Raw genomic sequence first — 16,037 nt, forward strand, 5'->3', positions numbered from 1 at the left:
CTCAGGGTCGCGCGCAGGCCCAACCAGGGTTGGTTCAGGGCAGGTCCCGATGCCGGATCTGGCGCCGGTCGACCAGCATTGTCACCATGAGCACCGACGAGACGCGTCCAGAGGGCGCCACGAGTGAGCCAGGCGGCTCGGCCGACGCCGGGCCGGCCAGCGCCGGGCCTGTCGGCCCGGACGCCAACCACGCCGGCCCGGCCTTCGAGCCGGCTGCCGATCCTGGGACCGGCCCGACCGGTCCGACGGGCCAGACCGGCCCGACCGCCCCGACGCCCGATCCCGCACCTGTCGCACCCGGGCAGAAGCCCTACCCGGAATCCGGCTTCTTCGCGTCGATCCGTCGCGGCCTGTTCCCGCGCTCCGAGCAGCGCTGGGTGGGCGGCGTCGCCGGCGGCCTGGCCGAGCGGGTCGGCTGGGACCCGCTGCTGGTGCGCGGCCTGCTGATCGTGAGCTTCTTCCTCGGCGGCCTCGGCCTGATCCTGTACGGCGTCGGCTGGGCGCTCCTCCCGGAGCGTGACGGCCGGATCCACCTGCAGGAGGCGGCGCGCGGCAACTTCGACGTGGCGATGCTCGGTTCCGTGGCCGTGTTCCTCATGGGCTTCGCCTGGGGTGGCCCGCTGGGCTGGTGGGACGACTCCGGCTGGGACCTGCTGGGTGCCTTCTTCTGGCTGGCAGTGGTGGGTGGGGTCGTCTACCTGATCGTCCAGGGCGTGCAGCGGCAGCGCGACAACAACGCCGCCCGCCGCACGGGTGCCGTCCCGGGCGTGGCCGGTATGCCCGGCCCGGGTGTCCCGACCCCCGGCGTGCCCACGCCGGGTACGCCGACCGGCACCCCCGCACCCGGCGCGCCCCGCGCCCCGGGCGGCGGCTACCCCACGGCCAGTGGCTTCGAGGCCCCGCAGCGTCCCGGTGAGCCCGGCACCTCTGCCCCGTTCACGCCCGCACCGCCGGTCAGCTACCGCCGGCCCGACGGTCTGGTCTACGCGACCGGCGCAGGTCCTGCCCCGCACCGGCAGAAGCAGGCGCCCTACCGGTCCGCCCCTGTCCCGACCACCCCGCCCCAGCCGGTCTACACCCCGCCTCCGGCCCGTGCCCACCGGGGTCCGGGCGGCACCTTCGTCGGGATCACGGTGGGAGTGATCCTGCTGGCCGGTGCCCTGATCCTGGGCATGGACCGCCTGAACTACGGGGAGCTGCCCGGTGACGCCGAGTCCGTCTCGGCCTGGCTGGGCATCGGGACGGTGGTGCTCGGTGTCGCGATCTTCGTGTCGGCCATGCGTGGCCGTACCAGCGGTCTGCTCGGGTTCTTCGCGATCGTGGCGATGCTGTTCGGTCTCACGTACGTGTCCGTCGCCGGCGCAGCGGGTCCGCGCTGGGTGGACGACGTCGCGACGACCAGCCGAGAGGTCGAAGATCTCGTGAACGCGCCCAGCAACCCGGACGCGGCCACCCTCACGGACGGCACTGTCGTCGTACAGACCCTGCGAGAGGCGGAGAACGGCTTCTACGTCCGCTGGGGTGAGCCCGTCATCGACCTCTCGGAGCTCGACCTGTCCGAGGTCGAGCCGGGCGAGCCCGTGACGGTGCCCATCCAGCTCGGGGCGGGCATGACCGAGGTGATGGTGCCGGAGAACGTGGCGGTCGAAGCGAGCGCCTACGTCGCCGCCGGTGCCGTCGAGTGGAACGTCGACGACCAGAGCCGGTCCGTCAGCGGCGTCGGCTCCGACGCCTACTTCGCGAGCGACGAGGTAGAGGACGAGCGCGCCGTGCTCAGACTCGACATCGAGGCCGGCGCGGGCGAAGTCATCGTGAGCGAGACCAAGTCAGGGAGCACACCATGACCGAGCATCCGAACGACCGCGCGGACCAGAGCGACAACCCCAGTCGGCCCGAGGGCCGGGACACGAGCGAAGCCATGGACAACAAGACCACGCACGATCCGGACACCACCGAGGTGCTGCCGTCCGCGGAGACCCCGCCGACGCAGGAGATCGCCCAGGCCACCCAGCACCTCCCACAGGGTTCCGCGCCCGAGGGAGAGGTGCACCCGGCCTACGGCGTCGCCGCGGCACGGGTACAGGAGCAGGAGGCGGCGTCCGCCACCGTCCAGGACGCTCCCGCGCCCGACGACTCCGACCCGCTCGCCCCGCTGCGTGACCCGGCGCCCGAGGTGACCGCCCCGGCGTCGGGCCCGGGGCCTGACGCGGCTCCGACCCAGGCCCAGCCCGCGCAGCCGACGCAGGCACAGCAGGTGCAGTCAGCTCAGCCGGCGCAGGCAGCTCAGCCGGCGGCCCCTGCTGCCGTGCGGCGCGGACCGCGCGTCGGGACGGCGGTGTGGGGCCTGATCGTGATCGCGGTCGGCCTGGGGATCCTCGCGGTCTCCGTCGGCGTGATGTTCGACCTGGGCGTCGCGCTGATCGCGCTGCTGGGCGCGGCGGGCGTGATCCTCGTCGTCGGTTCGGTGATCTCCAGCCTCCGGCGGCGTTGAACCGTCGCCGCGGCGCGAGGTCGGCAGAAAGTATCGAGGTCGGTCCAGGTCTGGACCGACCTCGATGCTTTCTGCCGACCTCGACGGGGAGTGCCTGGGAGGATGGACAGGTGCGGATCACTCATCTTTCGGACACCTACCTCCCGCTGCTCGGCGGCATCGAGGCCCAGGTGAGCCGCCTCGCTCGCCAGCAGGCGGCGGCCGGGCACGACGTCGAGGTCATCACCACCACCCCGGCGGCTCCCGGCGCGCACGGGGTGAGCACCGCCGTCGAGAAGGGGGTGACCGTGCACCGCATCGCCGCGCGGGTGCCGGGCGGCTGGCCCGTCCACCCGCGTTCCACCGCCCACGTGACCGCGCGCCTGCGGGAGGCGATCACGCGGGGTGAGCGGCCCGACGTCGTGCACCTGCACATGGGGGTGCTCGCCCCCACCGCGCAGGCCGCGCTGCGACCGGTGACCCGGCTGGGGCTGCCCGCCGTGCTGACCGTCCACAGCGTGTGGGGTGGCGCCTGGCGCGTGTTCGCGGCGGCCGACGCAGGGCTCGGCTGGTCGCGCTGGCCCGTGCGGTGGTCAGCGGTGAGCGAGCTGACGGCGGCGCCGCTGCGGCGGCTCCTGACCCCGGACGGGGCGAGCCCGCGGGGCGGCTCGGACGGGGCGGGCCTCGGTGGCGCGACGGTGGCGCCGCGCCCGCGGGACCCGATGGTCGGAGCAGGCCGGGAAGACGTGGCGATCCTGCCCAACGGCCTCGACCTGGACGCCTGGCGGGTGCCGCGTACCGAGCGCGGAGCGCGGCCCGAAGGTTCGGCGGTGCACGTGGTGTCCGCCGCACGGTTCGCGCCACGCAAGAGGATGCTGGCGCTGCTCACCGCTGCCGCCGACGCCGCGGCCCGGCTCCCCGACGGCGCACTCTTCGTGACCCTCGCCGGCGACGGTCCGGAGCGCGCGGCCGCACGGCGGTTCGTCGCGGAGCGCGGGCTGCGCGACGTCGTCTCCCTGCCCGGGCGGCTCACCGCGACAGAGCTCAAGCGGCTGTACGCGCGGGCCGACGTCTTCGCCGCACCGGCCGTGGCCGAGGCCTTCGGTCTCGCCGCGCTCGAGGCGCAGGCCGCTGGACTCACCGTGGTGACCCGCTCGGGTTCGGGCGTGGCCGAGCGGGTGGTCGACGGCGCCACCGGCCTCGTTGTGCCCGACGACGACGCGCTGGCCTCGGCGTTCATCCGGCTCGCGACCGACCCTGCCCTGCTGGACGACCTGCTGGAGCGGGCCGCGACACCACCCGCCGGCGTGGCCTGGCCGGAGGTGCTGGCGGCGACGGAGCAGGCCTACGAGGAGGCGGCGGCCCTGACGTCCGCGGGCCGGGCGTAGCACCTCTCCGGGATGCGGCCGCCTGTCAACGTCTCTCTTTCGAAGCCTAAGTTCCTCGTCTTTGAGGCGGCTGAAAGCGAAGAAACTTAGGCCTCGAAGGGGATCGACGCCGCGCGGCGACCGCTGTTGTGGTGCGCCCAGCAGGGGCCCGCCGATAGCCTCGGGCGGTGAGTCCTTCCGACCCGGTTACCAGCGGTGCGACGACGCCGACCGAGCCCTTCGTCGTCCGCCAGTACGGGCGTGCCCGGGCCGAGGTGCGACCGTACGCGCGGGCCATCGGCATCGCCGCGGTGCCCGCCGCCGGCTGGGCCGTCTGGGCGAGCGGCCCGGGCTGGCTGACGCCGGCATACCTGGTGCTGGCCGTCGTGGGCGCTGCGCTCGCCGTGATCGACGCGCGCACGCACCGGCTGCCGAACGCCCTGGTGTTCCCCCTGACCTGGGCGACGGGGGTCCTGCTCGCACTGGCGGCTCTGGGCACCGGGGCCTGGGGTTCGCTCGGGCGGGCGGCCCTGGGGGCGTGCGCGTTCTTCGCCGTCTACCAGGTGCTCTACCTCATCGCCCCGCGCGGCGGCCTGGGGTACGGCGACGTCAAGCTCGCCCTGAGCCTTGGTGCCCTGCTGACGTGGCACTCCTGGTACATCCTGCTGGTCGGCGTCTTCGCAGCGCACATCATCGCCGGAGCTGTCGCGATCGTTCTGCTGCTCGGACGGCGCGCGGGCTGGAGGACGGGCATCGCCTTCGGCCCCTACATGCTGCTCGGCACCGTGATCGGGCTGACCGGCGCACGCCTCATCGGCTGGTGAGCACCCGTCAGGTGAGCACCCACCGCACAGCACTGCGGCCCCGCCCCGGAAGAGGGGCAGGGCCGCAGGAGGTCACTCCCACTCGATGGTGCCCGGCGGCTTGCTCGTCACGTCGAGCACCACGCGGTTGACCTCACGGACCTCGTTGGTGATGCGCGTCGAGATGGTCGACAGCACGTCGTACGGCATGCGGGTCCAGTCCGCCGTCATCGCGTCCTCGGACGAGACCGGGCGCAGCACGATCGGGTGCCCGTACGTGCGGCCGTCGCCCTGGACGCCCACCGAGCGGACGTCGGCGAGCAGCACCACGGGGCACTGCCAGATCTCGTGGTCCAGGCCGGCCTTGGTCAGCTCCTCGCGGGCGATGGCATCGGCGCGGCGCAGGATCTCCAGACGCTCGGCGGTGATCTCGCCGACGATCCGGATGCCCAGTCCCGGCCCGGGGAACGGCTGGCGCGAGACGATCTCCTCGGGCACGCCCAGCTCGCGGCCCACCGCGCGGACCTCGTCCTTGAACAGGGTGCGCAGGGGCTCCACCAGGGAGAAGTCGAGGTCGTCGGGCAGGCCGCCCACGTTGTGGTGGCTCTTGATGTTGGCAGCGCCCTCGCCGCCGCCGGACTCGACGACGTCCGGGTACAGCGTGCCCTGCACCAGGAACTTGACTTCCTCGCCGTGCTCGCCGGCTTCTTCGATGATCTCGCGCTGCGCGTCCTCGAAGACGCGGATGAACTCGCGGCCGATGATCTTGCGCTTGGTCTCCGGGTCGCTCACGCCCGCGAGCGCCGTCAGGAAGCGCTCCTTCTCGTCGCGAATGATCAGCTTGACGCCGGTCGAGGCGACGAAGTCGTTCTCGATCTGCTCGACCTCGCCGGCCCGCATGAGTCCGTGGTCGACGTGGACGCAGGTGAGCTGGTCGCCGACGGCCCGCTGCACGAGCGCGGCGGCCACCGCGGAGTCGACGCCGCCGGACAGCGCGCAGATGACGCGGGAGCTGCCGATCTGCGCCTTGATAGCGGCGACCTGGTCGGCGATGACGTTGTCGGGGGTCCAGTCGGGTGCGAGGCCGGCGCCCTCGTAGAGGAAGTGCTCGAGCACCTGCTGGCCGTGCGCGGAGTGCCGCACCTCGGGGTGCCACTGCACGCCGAACAGCCGGCGGTGGGTGTCCTCGAACGCGGCGACGGGCGAGCCGTCCGACGTCGCGAGCACCTCGAACCCGACCGGCGCCTTGTGCACGGCGTCGCCGTGGCTCATCCACGCGGTCTGGTGCTCTGGGGTGTCGGCGAGCAGCATGCCGGAGGCGCACACCTCGACCTCCGTGCCGCCGTACTCGCTCAGCCCGGTCTGCGCGACCTCGCCGCCCAGCGCCTGCGCCATGGCCTGGAACCCGTAGCAGATGCCCAGGACCGGGACGCCGGCCTCGAACAGCTTCGGGTCCACGAACGGGGCGCCCGTCGCGTACACGGAGGAGGGGCCGCCGGACAGGATGATGGCCGCGGGGTCCTTGGCGAGCATCTGCTCGACCGTGAACGTGTGCGGCACGATCTCCGAGTACACCTTCGCCTCGCGCACCCTGCGCGCGATCAGCTGGGCGTACTGCGCGCCGAAGTCGACGACGATGACCGGTCGGGGGGTCTGGGGCTGGCTGTCAGGGGCAGTGGACGACACCCGGCAAGTCTATGGGGCCGACGGCGGCGGGGCGCTCCACGTCCGTGTAACTTCGCGCACCCCGCGGTCGGCCCGACGGCGGTGCCGGCTCACCACTCGGCTCACCACTCGGCGAACGAGCCGTCGTCGTGCCGCCAGACCGGGTTGCGCCAGCGGTGCCCTTCGGCAGCGCGCTCACGCACGTACTCCTCGTCGACCTCGATCCCGAGGCCTGGTCCCTGCGGGATCGCGACGGAGCCCTCGGAGTAGGCGAAGACTGTCGGGTCCACGATGTAGTCGAGCAGGTCGTTCGAGGTGTTGTAGTGGATGCCGAGGCTCTGCTCCTGGATCACGGCGTTGTAGGCGACGGCGTCGAGCTGCAGGCACGCGGCCAGCGCGACGGGGCCGAGCGGGCAGTGCGGCGCGACGGCGATGTCGTAGGCCTCGGCCATCGCCGCGATCTTGCGGACCTCCGTGATGCCGCCCGCGTGGGAGAGGTCGGGCTGGATGATGTCGACGACGCCGGAGGTGATGACGTCCTTGAAGTCCCACCGGGAGTAGAGCCGCTCGCCCAGTGCGATCGGGGTGGCCGAGTTGCGCAGCACGTCGGCGATGCCGTCGACGTGCTCGGACAGCACGGGCTCCTCGACGAACATGAGGTGGTAGGGCGCCAGCGCGTCGAGGAGCACGCGGGCCATGGGGCGGTGCACGCGGCCGTGGAAGTCCACGCCGATGCCGATGTTCGGTCCGACGGCCTCCCGCACCGCGGCAACGTTGGCGACCACCTTCTCGATCTTGTCGCGCGAGTCGACGTACTGCAGCTCCTCGGGGCCGTTCATCTTGACCGCGGAGAAGCCCCGCTCGACGGCGTCCTTCGCCTGCGCGGCGGTCTCGGCCGGGCGGTCGCCGCCGATCCACGAGTAGACCTTGATGCGGTCGCGCACCTGACCGCCGAGGAGCTCGTGGACCGGCACCCCGAGCGCCCTGCCCTTGATGTCCCAGAGCGCCTGATCGATACCGGCGAGCGCGCTCATGTGGATGCCGCCGCCGCGGTAGAACCCGGCGCGGTACAGGACCGTCCAGTGGTCCTCGATCCGGCGGGGGTCCTTGCCGATCAGGTAGTCGGACAGCTCCTCGACGGCCGCCGCGACGCTGGCCGCCCGGCCCTCGAGGACCGGCTCGCCCCAGCCGACGATCCCCGTGTCGGTCTCGATCTTGAGGAAGAGCCACCGCGGTGGCAGGGCGAAGGTCGTCATCGAGGTGATCTTCACGGCGTGCTCCTGACGTCGGTGTGCCAGATGCGGACGAGCTCGGCCGCTCTGGCACCGACCACCTCCGGCCTGTCGCCCGGGCGGTAGAGCGACGTGCCGACCCCTGCGCCGGCCGCCCCCGCGCCGGCCCAGTCCGCCAGGTTGCTGGCGTCGACACCGCCGACGGGGACGAGCTCCGTCCCTGGTGGCAGCACGCTGGCCCACGCCCGCATGCCGTCGGTGCCGATGGCCGTGCTCGGGAAGAGCTTGATCGCGCGCGCACCCGCGTCCAGGGCCGTGAACGCCTCGGTCGGCGTCGCCGCCCCTGGGTAGCTCGCCAGGCCGAGCCGCACGGTCTCCGCGACGACGTCGGCCCGGGTGTTCGGCGACACGATGAGCGAGGCCCCTGCGTCGGCGGCCCGGCGGACGCCGTCCGGGGTGAGGACGGTGCCCGCCCCCATGCGGCGTCCGGGCGGCCCTGCCGCGCGGATCCGCCGGATGGACTCCAGCGGGTCCGGGGAGTTGTAGGGCACCTCGACGGCGTCGAAGCCGGCGTCGAAGATCGCCTGCGCCACGTCGACGGCGTCGGCGGGTGTGACCCCGCGCAAGATGGCCACGAGGCCGGTGGGCTGGGAGGTCATGCGAGCTGCTCCTCGGTGGTCGCTGTGGCCGCGGTGGTCGCGGTGGTCCGCGGAGCGGCTGAGCCGGGCACGGCCGGCGCCAGACCGGCGTCGAGGGCGACGCGCCACAGCCCGTGGGCGGCGGCGTCCTCCCCGACCGTTCGGACCGCCGCGCCGCCGCGCTCCAGCGCGAAGCGGTAGCGGCGCGCGGTCGCCGGCGGCCCGCACAGCGCGACGACGGCGGCCGGGGTGCCGCGCAGCGCGTGCCGCACCTCGGCGCCGACGAGCAGGCCGGAGACGTAGTCGGCCACCTCGGTGGGATCGAGCCGGCCGGCGAGGACGAGGGGCCGCGCCGTGAAGAGCAGGGCGGGCAGGCCACGTTCGTCCCCCTGGGCGGCCTCCGTCTCGAGCCCCCGCCCGAAAGCCGCCGAGACCTCGGTGCCCGGCTCCCCTGTCGCGAGCCGCGCAATGATGCTGTCCCGCATCAGCAGGCCGTAGAGCTCGCCGGTCATCGCGGTGGTGAAGCCCGTGACCCGGCTGCCGTCGAGGCGCACCCACTTGGAGTGCGTGCCCGGCAGCACCACCGTCTCTGGCCGGTCGGCCAGCACGGAGAGCGCCCCGGCGAGCTGGACCTCCTCGCCGCGCATGACGTCCGGGTCCGCTCCCGTGGCCCGCAGCCCGGGTACGAGGTGGACGACGGAGTCGCCGGCGGGCACGACGGTCAGCCGCTCGGCGAGGCCGCCGAGGTCCGCCGGGACATCGAGGTACCCGGCCTCGGCCCAGCCGTGGTTGGAGCCGGCCATGCCTGCGCACAGCACCGGCACGCCAGGGTGCTCGTCGAGCCACCGGCGGCACAGTCGCGTGAAGGTCCGCTCGAACGCGATAGCTCGTTCGCGGGCCGAGTCGCCGCGCTCCGAGACCGTGAGAGCGCCGTCGTCCGTGCGGACCTGGCCGAGGACCGAGCCGGTGCCGCTCAGGAGCCAGGCCCGAAACGTCGTGGTGCCCCAGTCGAGGGCCACGAGCGCGGCATCGCGCTCCGGTGCGTCGTCAGCCATGCCCCGGACGATAGGAGCGCCTTCCCGACTATCCGAACCGCATCCCTATTATCGGGATAGCCTGGCGTGATGGCCGACCCCTCCGATGCGGTGCAGGCCACCTCCGCCGCGCAGGCCGACGCCGGGATCGTCGCCGGCCCCCCTGGCACGCAGACGCTCGCCAGGGGCATCGCTGTCGTCAATGCCGTGGCCAGGGGCAGGACCCGCCTGCGCGACATCGCGGAGGAGACCGGCGTCGGGCGCAGCACCACCCACCGCCTGCTCCAGCTGCTCCTCGCCACCGGCTACCTGCGCCAGCTCGACGACGGCGCGTACGCGCTCGGACCGGCCCTGATCGAGCTCGGCTACCAGGCGCTGCAGGAGAACCCGGTGACCGCCATCGCCGCTCCGGTGCTGCGCGCGCTCGCCGAGCGTGTGCACGACACGGTCCACCTCGCCATCGAGGACCGCGGCAAGGTGCTCTACCTCGACAAGATCCCGGGGACCCGCGGGGCAGTGATGCGCTCGCAGATCGGGCACCGCATGCCGCTGACCCGGACGGGGATCGGCAAGGCGCTGCTCCTGGACGGTCCGGGGCGCTGGAGCGAACGGTTCCTTGCCGAGCGGCCGGTGACGGCCGGGCACGGCCTCGCGCAGGACGTCCTGACCGTCGACGCGTTCGTCCAGGTCATGGAGATCTCGGCGGCCCGAGGTGTCGCGTTCGACCTGGAGGAGAACGAGCCGGGCATCCTCTGTGTCGCCGCACCGGTCCGCGACCCCTCCGGCTCGATCGTCGCGGCCATCAGCGTCACGGCGACCCGGCCCTACATGCCGCCCGAGCGGCTCGAGACGCTCGCACCCGTCGTGCGCGACGCCGCAGCCCGGATCTCGGCTGGACTGGGCTGGCGGGCACCCGGCGGGTAGCGCTCAGCCGGCGGTGCCCGTGTAGCTGACCTCGACGCGCCGGTTCTTGGCGCGGCCTGCCGGATTGTCCTTGCCGTCCGCCTCGTTCTCCGCGATCGGCTGCCGTTCACCATGTCCCTTGACCGTGAGCCGCAGGTCCGGCCGGGCGTCGCGGAGGACGTCGGCGACCGCCTGCGCCCGGCGCTTCGAGAGCTGGTCGTTGAAGGAGTCGTCCCCGATCGAGTCGGTATGGCCGTCGACGGCCACCTTCGCGTCCTGCGGAACCTCGTCGAGCAGGTCGCGGACCGCCGCGCCGGCGCTCTTCGTGACCCGGTGCTCGCCGAACTGGAAGAGCAGGTCTGACGTCAGGCGGACGGTGGTCTCCTCGCCCTCCTCGACCACTTCCTCCAGCGGGGTGATGGAGTCGTCGGGCCGCAGGTCCCAGGTGGCGTCCTCGGCCAGCAGGTCCCACCGGGCGTCGTCCGTCCGCAGGTCGAAGGTGGCGTCCGCGCGCATCGTGTCGGTGACCGGCACCGACTCGAGCCGCTCGAGATCCGCCTGCTGCTGCTCGGCGAGCTCCGCCATGAGCGTCGGGTCCGGAGACGGGGACGGCGACGCGGAGCTGTCCGCCCCGACCACACCACCGAGGGCGAGCACCGCCGCCAGCGCCCCGGCCGCCAGGCTCACGACCCGCCGTCCAGGTAGGTCACCTCGGCCTGGGTGAAACCGGCCAGGCCCTCGATCGGGATCACGTCGACGGACTTGGGCTTGCCCTCGGGAGCGGGCAGGGATGCCCAGCCCTCGACCGTGCCGTGGTTCGGGAACTTGGTGAAGACCTCGTCGCGCGCAGAGGTGAGCATCGAGGCCTTGCACCGGACAGCGTCCACGCCGCCGGCCTTCCACGAGCCATCCGTGCAGAACGGCCGGTAGACCTTCAGGTTGGTCGCGTCGATCACGCTGGCCGCTGTCCCCAGACCCATGTCGTAGTACGAGACGGCGGCGTCCGGCTCGGCGTCCTCGCTGTCCCAGCGCGTGGCCCACCGGACCGTCATCGTCTGTTCGGACACGTCGACGGACCGCAGCGTGAGCGTCAGCGTGCCGCCCGCACCAGAGTCGCCCGGGATGTCCGACGTCGTCTCGGCCATCGATCCGGTCACCGTCCGAGCAGAACCCGTTTCCTCGACAGGAGCGGCCGCCTCGCCGCCCGCCGCGACGCCGTCCTCCGCCGACCCGCTTCCGGCCGGCTCGTCCCCGGGTGCGCCGGTGCAGGCGCTCAGCGCGAGCATCCCCGTCACCAGCAGTGCGACAACCCGACCCGACGTTCGCCTCATGCTTCTCCTTCTCGTGGACGTCGATCTCATCGAGATCGACCGAGGTGAACGTTCCACATCTCCAGGCCCCACGCACCGATATTTCGGGGGCACCTCTGCCCCTGGACACCCTGAGCTATTCGTGCTGCCAGCTGCGCCAGAGCCCGGCGCCCAGCCGAGACATCGTCCAAGCCTCGTGTTAATCTCGGAGCAGCCTCCCCCCAAGGGGTGCGAGGAAGTGAAGCCGGGACCCCCTGATGGACGTCAGGAGCCCGGCATCGCGTTTTTCTAGAGAATTTCGACGTCGATCTCGCGTATCGCTGTTCCGAGGATCAGCCGTAGCGCGTCCACGCCACCAGACCGAGCGGCATTGACGATGCCTGCGACGGCGTCCGGAACCCACAGCATCGGTTCCTCATGGGGCAGAGCGAAGGCGACGCGGAGCGCAGCCGAGATCACGGTCTTGCTATAGAGGGCCGCCGCCATCGTCTTGTCCTTCTTGTTCAACGCTGCATGGCGCGACTCAAGATGGACCGCCGTCACTCCGATCTGGTCAAGCTCAAAGAGCAAGCGCTCCATACACTGGCGTCTCGCGCGCTCCTGCCGCTTGGAATCCAGGGGCATCCCCACCACAACGATGCTCCATGCATCCAGCTCGGCGATGAGCGCTGCGATCTTCTCCTGACGAGCCTCGCTCTCATGACGCCAGTGGAGCCTCTTCGCCTTCCCGGAGCGCAAGGCGCGGAGACTGTCGCGAGTCTCCTCGCATGCCCCCGGGTCGGCCACGACCGCGGCCATGAAGTACATCCCTGTCCCAGAGTCGGACGGGCCGCGCATCGACTCGTCCACCCAGGCGTGCAGAGCGAAGTCGCCTGCGTCAGATGCTCCCCGGTTCACTGGACGATAATCCCCTGGTAAACGCCCTCATACCAGTCCAGTCGCTATTGCATATACGCAACAGCCAGCTTTGACCGACAGGCTCGTCCACGGCACCCAAGGCGGGCACCTATTACTGCCGGATCGGCTATTCGTGCTGCCAGCTGCGCCAGAGCTTCGCGTACTCGCCACCGGCCGCGACCAGCTCGTCGTGCGGGCCGATCTCGGTGATGCGGCCGCCGTCGAGCACCGCCACCCGGTCGGCGTCGTGCGCCGTGTGCAGGCGGTGCGCGATGGCCACCACCGTGCGCCCGTCGAGCACCGCGCTGAGCGAGCGCTCCAGGTGCCGGGCCGCTCGCGGGTCCAGCAGCGACGTCGCCTCGTCGAGGACGAGCGTGTGCGGGTCGAGCAGCACCAGCCGCGCGAGGGCCACCTGCTGCGCCTGCGCCGGAGTGAGCTTGTAGCCGCCCGAGCCGACCTCCGTGGCCAGGCCGTCGTCGAGCGCCTCGACCCAGCCGTGCGCGTCCACGGCCCGCAGCGCGTCCATCAGCTCGTCGTCGCTCGCTTCGATCCTGGCGAGCCGCAGGTTCTCCGCCAACGATCCCACGAACACGTGGTGCTCCTGGGTCACGAGCGCCACGTGCTTGCGCAGGTCTTCCAGCGGCAGGTCGACCAGCGGCACGCCACCCACCAACACCTCGCCCCCGGTGGGCGGGTGGATGCCGGCCAGCATGCGGCCGAGGGTCGACTTGCCGGATCCCGACGGACCGACGATCGCCAGTCGCTCGCCCACCCTGAGGTCGAGGTCGATGCCGTGCAGCACGTCGGTGCCCGCCCGGTAGGCATAACGGACGTCGGTGCCGCGCACCTCTTCGTCAGCGGGCACGGCGTCGCTCGCCGTGCGGTCCATCGGCACCAGCCGGACGCCGATGATGCGGGACAACGACGTCGCGGCCACCTGGATCTCGTCCAGCCAGAAGATGAGCTCCCAGACGGGGCCCTGCAGCTGGTACGTGTACATGACGATCATGGCGACCATGCCGATGGTCACGGTGCCCTCGGAGGCCAGGAACCCGCCCCAGACGAGTACCGAGATCGGCGCGAGGATGAAGGCGAAGTCCACTCCGGGGAACAGCACCGTCCGCAGGTTGAGCGTCCCGACCTCCGCCTCGAACGCCTCGTGCAGGTCGTCGTCGCCGCGCGTCGTGCGACGACGGCCGATCTTGAGCGCGTCGATCGTGCGCGCGCCCTCTACCGACTCGGTGACGGTGCCGTCGAGCCGGGCGTAGGCGGCGGACTCGCGCTGGTAGGCGGGGGTGGCTCGCTTCAGGTACCAGCGCGCGACCGCGACGAGCACCGGCACGCCCACGAACATCCCGAGCGCCACCAGCGGCGACACGACCAGGCTGAACGCGATCGTCAGCACGAGCGTCACTACCGCGATAACCAGCCGTGGCACGCCGAAGCGCACGGCGTTCTGGATGCGGTTGACGTCGCGGGTCGTGCGGGCGATCAGGTCACCGGTGCCCGCGGTCTCCACCGTCGACAGCGGCAGGGACGTGACCGTCTCGACGAACTCCTCGCGCATGTCCGCGAACACCGTCTCGCCGAACACCATGGCGCGCCGCTGCGCGAACCGCGTGATCAGGGCCTGCAGCACCACCGCGGCGACCGCGACGAGCACCAGGTTCCGCGCCACCTCCAGCGTGGTGCCCGCCGTGACGGCGTCGACGAGCCGGCCGAGCACGAACGGTCCCGCCAGGCCGGCCGTCGCGGCGACCGTGTTGGCCACCGTGATGACGACCAGGGGCGCCCGGTGCCGCCCGAGCATCTTTCGCGTGTACTGCCACGTGTCGGCCGCGTCGGCGATCGGCAGGATCTTTCCCGTGCTCATGCCTTGCCTCCCTCCGGGGTGTTGGTCGCGCTCAGCAGCTCGTCGAGCTCTGCGTCCAGGTCCTCGTCCAGCGAACGGCCGACCACCCGCCGGTAGCGAGCGGCCTCGCGGCCGCCCTCTGCGGTGGTGGGCAGGTCCAGGAGCTCGCGATGCGTCCCGTGCGCGACGACGCGCCCGCTGTCCAGGAAGATCACGTCGTCCACGTGGTCGAGCACCAGCGGGCTCGCGGTGACGATCAGAGTCGTCCGGCCGCGGCGCCACCCGGTGAGCCGCTGGGCGATACGTGCCTCGGTGTGGGCGTCGACCGCCGAGGTCGGTTCGACCAGCACCAGGATCTCCGGATCGGTGAGCAGCGCGCGGGCCAGCGCCACCCGCTGCCGCTGCCCCCCGGACAGCGAGCGGCCCTTCTCGGGGATCTCGCCCTCGATGCCGTCGGGCAAGGAGTCCAGCACGTCGTGCGCGTCAGCGATGTGCATGGCCCGCAGCAGCGCCTCCCGGTTCGCGGAGTCGCGGACGTCGAGCTCGCCCGCGAGGCGGCCGGAGAACAACGACGGCGTCGCGTGCGCGACGACTATGCGGTCCCGCAGCTCGCGCTTGTCGAGGTCGACCAGCCGGACACCGCCGAGCGTGACCGGGGTGCCTGCCTCTGCCTCGTCGTCGAACCGGCCCATCCGGACCGCGACCTGCGCCGACTCGTCCGGGTCCGCGCTGACCAGGGCGACGACCCGCCCCGGCTGGAGCGTGACGCCGGTCGTCTCGTCGATCAGGGGCACGTCGGCCGGCGGCATGGCCGCGGTCGGCTGCTCTGCGCCCGTGGCCGGCACGACCTGCAGCACCTTGACCACCTTGCCTGCCGCGACGTGCGCCTTGGTCGCGACGTTGACCGACTGCACCAGGAGGTGCACCGGCCACGAGAGGAATGCTGCGTACCCGTAGAACGAGACGAGCTGACCCGTCGTGATACGCCCGGCGATGGCCTCCACCGCGCCGAGGTACACGACCAGCGCGATGAACAGCCCTGGCAGCAGGATCTGCAGCGCGTCCAGCACCGACTGGGTGCCCGCCACCTCGACGCCGGCCTCGCGCACCTTCTGCGACTGCGTCCGGTACCGGCCGGTGAACACCTTCTCGCCCCCGATCCCGCGCAGGATCCGCAGCCCCGAGACGGTGTCCGCGCCGAGGGTGGTGAGCCTGCCCTGGGCGTCGCGCTGGTGCTTCTGCCGCTTCTGCAGCGGCTTGACCAGCAGCGCCAGGATCGCGGCCACGACAGGGAGGCCGAGCGCGATGACGACGCCCAGCGTGACCGACTGCGAGAGCATGAGCACCACCACGATGCCGTAGGTGGCGATGCTGCCGATGGTCTGCCCCGCGATGGCGAAGACCTCGCCGATGCGCATCGTGTCGTTCGCCACCGACGACACCACCTCGCCGGTCGGCAGCTCCTTGGTGATGTTGTGCCCCGAGCGGGACACGGTGCGCGTCACGAGCTGGGACGTACGGAACGCCGCGTGCATCCATGCCGTGATGTCCCACCGGTGCCCGATCGCGTTCGAGGCGATCCAGACCAGCCCGACGCCCAGCATGATGCCCGCCCAGGTCCAGGTGGTGCGGCTGAGCCCTGACGCGCTCGCGCTGTCGATGATCCGGCCGAGCAGGAACGGCTGGAAGGCGCTGCACGTGAAACCGAGCACACCGAACGCCACCGCCACGAGCACCACACGCGCCTGTTCGCGGGCGAGCCACAGGAGCAGGGTGATCGGACCGCGCAGCGGCGGGGTGCCGGGATCAGCGAATGGAAGGGAGCGCACGATCTACACGGTACGGAGCACCACTGACATTGATCCA

At 72.1% G+C, this 16,037-nt stretch carries 14 protein-coding genes; 5 read left to right on the forward strand and 9 right to left on the reverse strand.

Annotation, left to right across the window (positions count from 1 at the left end):
* The first annotated feature begins 86 nt into the window (after positions 1 to 86).
* The 4 genes from APR04_RS07465 (at position 87) to APR04_RS07480 (ending at position 4,661) form a co-directional block, all read left to right on the forward strand.
* The gene (locus APR04_RS07465; protein ID WP_253869053.1) at positions 87 to 1,844 is read left to right on the forward strand and encodes a PspC domain-containing protein; all 1,758 of its coding nucleotides are present in this window, start codon (positions 87 to 89) and stop codon (positions 1,842 to 1,844) included.
* Positions 1,841 to 2,491, forward strand: a complete 651-nt coding sequence (locus tag APR04_RS07470) for a RodZ family helix-turn-helix domain-containing protein (RefSeq protein WP_253869054.1) — start codon at positions 1,841 to 1,843, stop codon at positions 2,489 to 2,491. The genes APR04_RS07465 and APR04_RS07470 overlap by 4 nt, the downstream gene beginning before the upstream one ends.
* A gap of 110 nt (positions 2,492 to 2,601) precedes the next feature.
* Positions 2,602 to 3,858, forward strand: coding sequence for a glycosyltransferase family 4 protein (locus APR04_RS07475; protein ID WP_253869055.1), 1,257 nt, complete (start codon positions 2,602 to 2,604; stop codon positions 3,856 to 3,858).
* 167 nt (positions 3,859 to 4,025) lie between these two features.
* A complete protein-coding gene (locus APR04_RS07480; RefSeq protein WP_253869056.1) occupies positions 4,026 to 4,661 on the forward strand; it encodes a prepilin peptidase in 636 nt (211 codons plus the stop codon).
* Between the two features lie 72 nt (positions 4,662 to 4,733).
* On the opposite strand, the gene guaA is transcribed toward APR04_RS07480, so the two are convergent.
* The 4 genes from guaA to APR04_RS07500 all read right to left on the reverse strand — a co-directional run bounded on the left by guaA (position 4,734) and on the right by APR04_RS07500 (position 9,230).
* A complete protein-coding gene (gene guaA, locus APR04_RS07485) occupies positions 4,734 to 6,326 on the reverse strand; it encodes a glutamine-hydrolyzing GMP synthase (protein WP_253869057.1) in 1,593 nt (530 codons plus the stop codon).
* A 101-nt stretch (positions 6,327 to 6,427) separates the two neighbouring features.
* Entirely contained in the window at positions 6,428 to 7,576 is a 1,149-nt protein-coding gene (dgoD, locus tag APR04_RS07490) for a galactonate dehydratase (RefSeq protein WP_253869058.1), read from the reverse strand.
* Positions 7,573 to 8,196, reverse strand: coding sequence for a 2-dehydro-3-deoxy-6-phosphogalactonate aldolase (locus APR04_RS07495; protein WP_253869059.1), 624 nt, complete (start codon positions 8,194 to 8,196; stop codon positions 7,573 to 7,575). The genes dgoD and APR04_RS07495 overlap by 4 nt, the downstream gene beginning before the upstream one ends.
* Positions 8,193 to 9,230 (reverse strand): 2-dehydro-3-deoxygalactonokinase, encoded by a 1,038-nt coding sequence (locus APR04_RS07500; protein WP_253869060.1) that lies wholly within the window; start codon positions 9,228 to 9,230, stop codon positions 8,193 to 8,195. Before APR04_RS07500 ends, APR04_RS07495 begins: the two co-directional genes overlap by 4 nt.
* 69 nt (positions 9,231 to 9,299) lie before the next feature.
* On the opposite strand from APR04_RS07500, the gene APR04_RS07505 reads away from it, so the two are divergent.
* Positions 9,300 to 10,133: an IclR family transcriptional regulator gene (locus APR04_RS07505; protein WP_253869061.1), complete on the forward strand. Its 834-nt coding sequence runs from the start codon at positions 9,300 to 9,302 to the stop codon at positions 10,131 to 10,133.
* 3 nt (positions 10,134 to 10,136) lie between these two features.
* Here the strand turns inward: APR04_RS07505 and APR04_RS07510 are convergent, their stop codons facing one another.
* The 5 genes from APR04_RS07510 to APR04_RS07530 form a co-directional block, all read right to left on the reverse strand.
* Positions 10,137 to 10,799 (reverse strand): OmpA family protein, encoded by a 663-nt coding sequence (locus tag APR04_RS07510; RefSeq protein WP_253869062.1) that lies wholly within the window; start codon positions 10,797 to 10,799, stop codon positions 10,137 to 10,139.
* A complete protein-coding gene (locus tag APR04_RS07515; RefSeq protein WP_253869063.1) occupies positions 10,796 to 11,443 on the reverse strand; it encodes a hypothetical protein in 648 nt (215 codons plus the stop codon). The genes APR04_RS07510 and APR04_RS07515 overlap by 4 nt, the downstream gene beginning before the upstream one ends.
* A gap of 267 nt (positions 11,444 to 11,710) precedes the next feature.
* Positions 11,711 to 12,220: a hypothetical protein gene (locus APR04_RS07520; RefSeq protein WP_253869064.1), complete on the reverse strand. Its 510-nt coding sequence runs from the start codon at positions 12,218 to 12,220 to the stop codon at positions 11,711 to 11,713.
* A 226-nt stretch (positions 12,221 to 12,446) separates the two neighbouring features.
* Positions 12,447 to 14,192, reverse strand: a complete 1,746-nt coding sequence (locus tag APR04_RS07525) for an ABC transporter ATP-binding protein (protein WP_253869065.1) — start codon at positions 14,190 to 14,192, stop codon at positions 12,447 to 12,449.
* Positions 14,189 to 16,000, reverse strand: coding sequence for an ABC transporter ATP-binding protein (locus tag APR04_RS07530; RefSeq protein ID WP_253869066.1), 1,812 nt, complete (start codon positions 15,998 to 16,000; stop codon positions 14,189 to 14,191). The genes APR04_RS07525 and APR04_RS07530 overlap by 4 nt, the downstream gene beginning before the upstream one ends.
* Between the last annotated feature and the right edge of the window lie 37 nt (positions 16,001 to 16,037).

Source organism: Promicromonospora umidemergens, from assembly GCF_024171995.1.
GTDB classification, from domain to species: Bacteria; Actinomycetota; Actinomycetes; order Actinomycetales; family Cellulomonadaceae; genus Promicromonospora; species Promicromonospora umidemergens.

Bases quoted from the DNA above. Each gene is read 5' to 3' on its own strand.
- APR04_RS07465 (WP_253869053.1), top strand. From the start codon at position 87: ATGAGCACCGACGAGACGCGTCCAGAGGGCGCCACGAGTGAGCCAGGC.
- APR04_RS07470 (WP_253869054.1), top strand. From the start codon at position 1,841: ATGACCGAGCATCCGAACGACCGCGCGGACCAGAGCGACAACCCCAGT.
- APR04_RS07495 (WP_253869059.1), bottom strand. From the start codon at position 8,196: ATGACCTCCCAGCCCACCGGCCTCGTGGCCATCTTGCGCGGGGTCACA.
- APR04_RS07500 (WP_253869060.1), bottom strand. From the start codon at position 9,230: ATGGCTGACGACGCACCGGAGCGCGATGCCGCGCTCGTGGCCCTCGAC.
- APR04_RS07505 (WP_253869061.1), top strand. From the start codon at position 9,300: ATGGCCGACCCCTCCGATGCGGTGCAGGCCACCTCCGCCGCGCAGGCC.
- APR04_RS07515 (WP_253869063.1), bottom strand. From the start codon at position 11,443: ATGAGGCGAACGTCGGGTCGGGTTGTCGCACTGCTGGTGACGGGGATG.
- APR04_RS07520 (WP_253869064.1), bottom strand. From the start codon at position 12,220: ATGGCCGCGGTCGTGGCCGACCCGGGGGCATGCGAGGAGACTCGCGAC.
- APR04_RS07525 (WP_253869065.1), bottom strand. From the start codon at position 14,192: ATGAGCACGGGAAAGATCCTGCCGATCGCCGACGCGGCCGACACGTGG.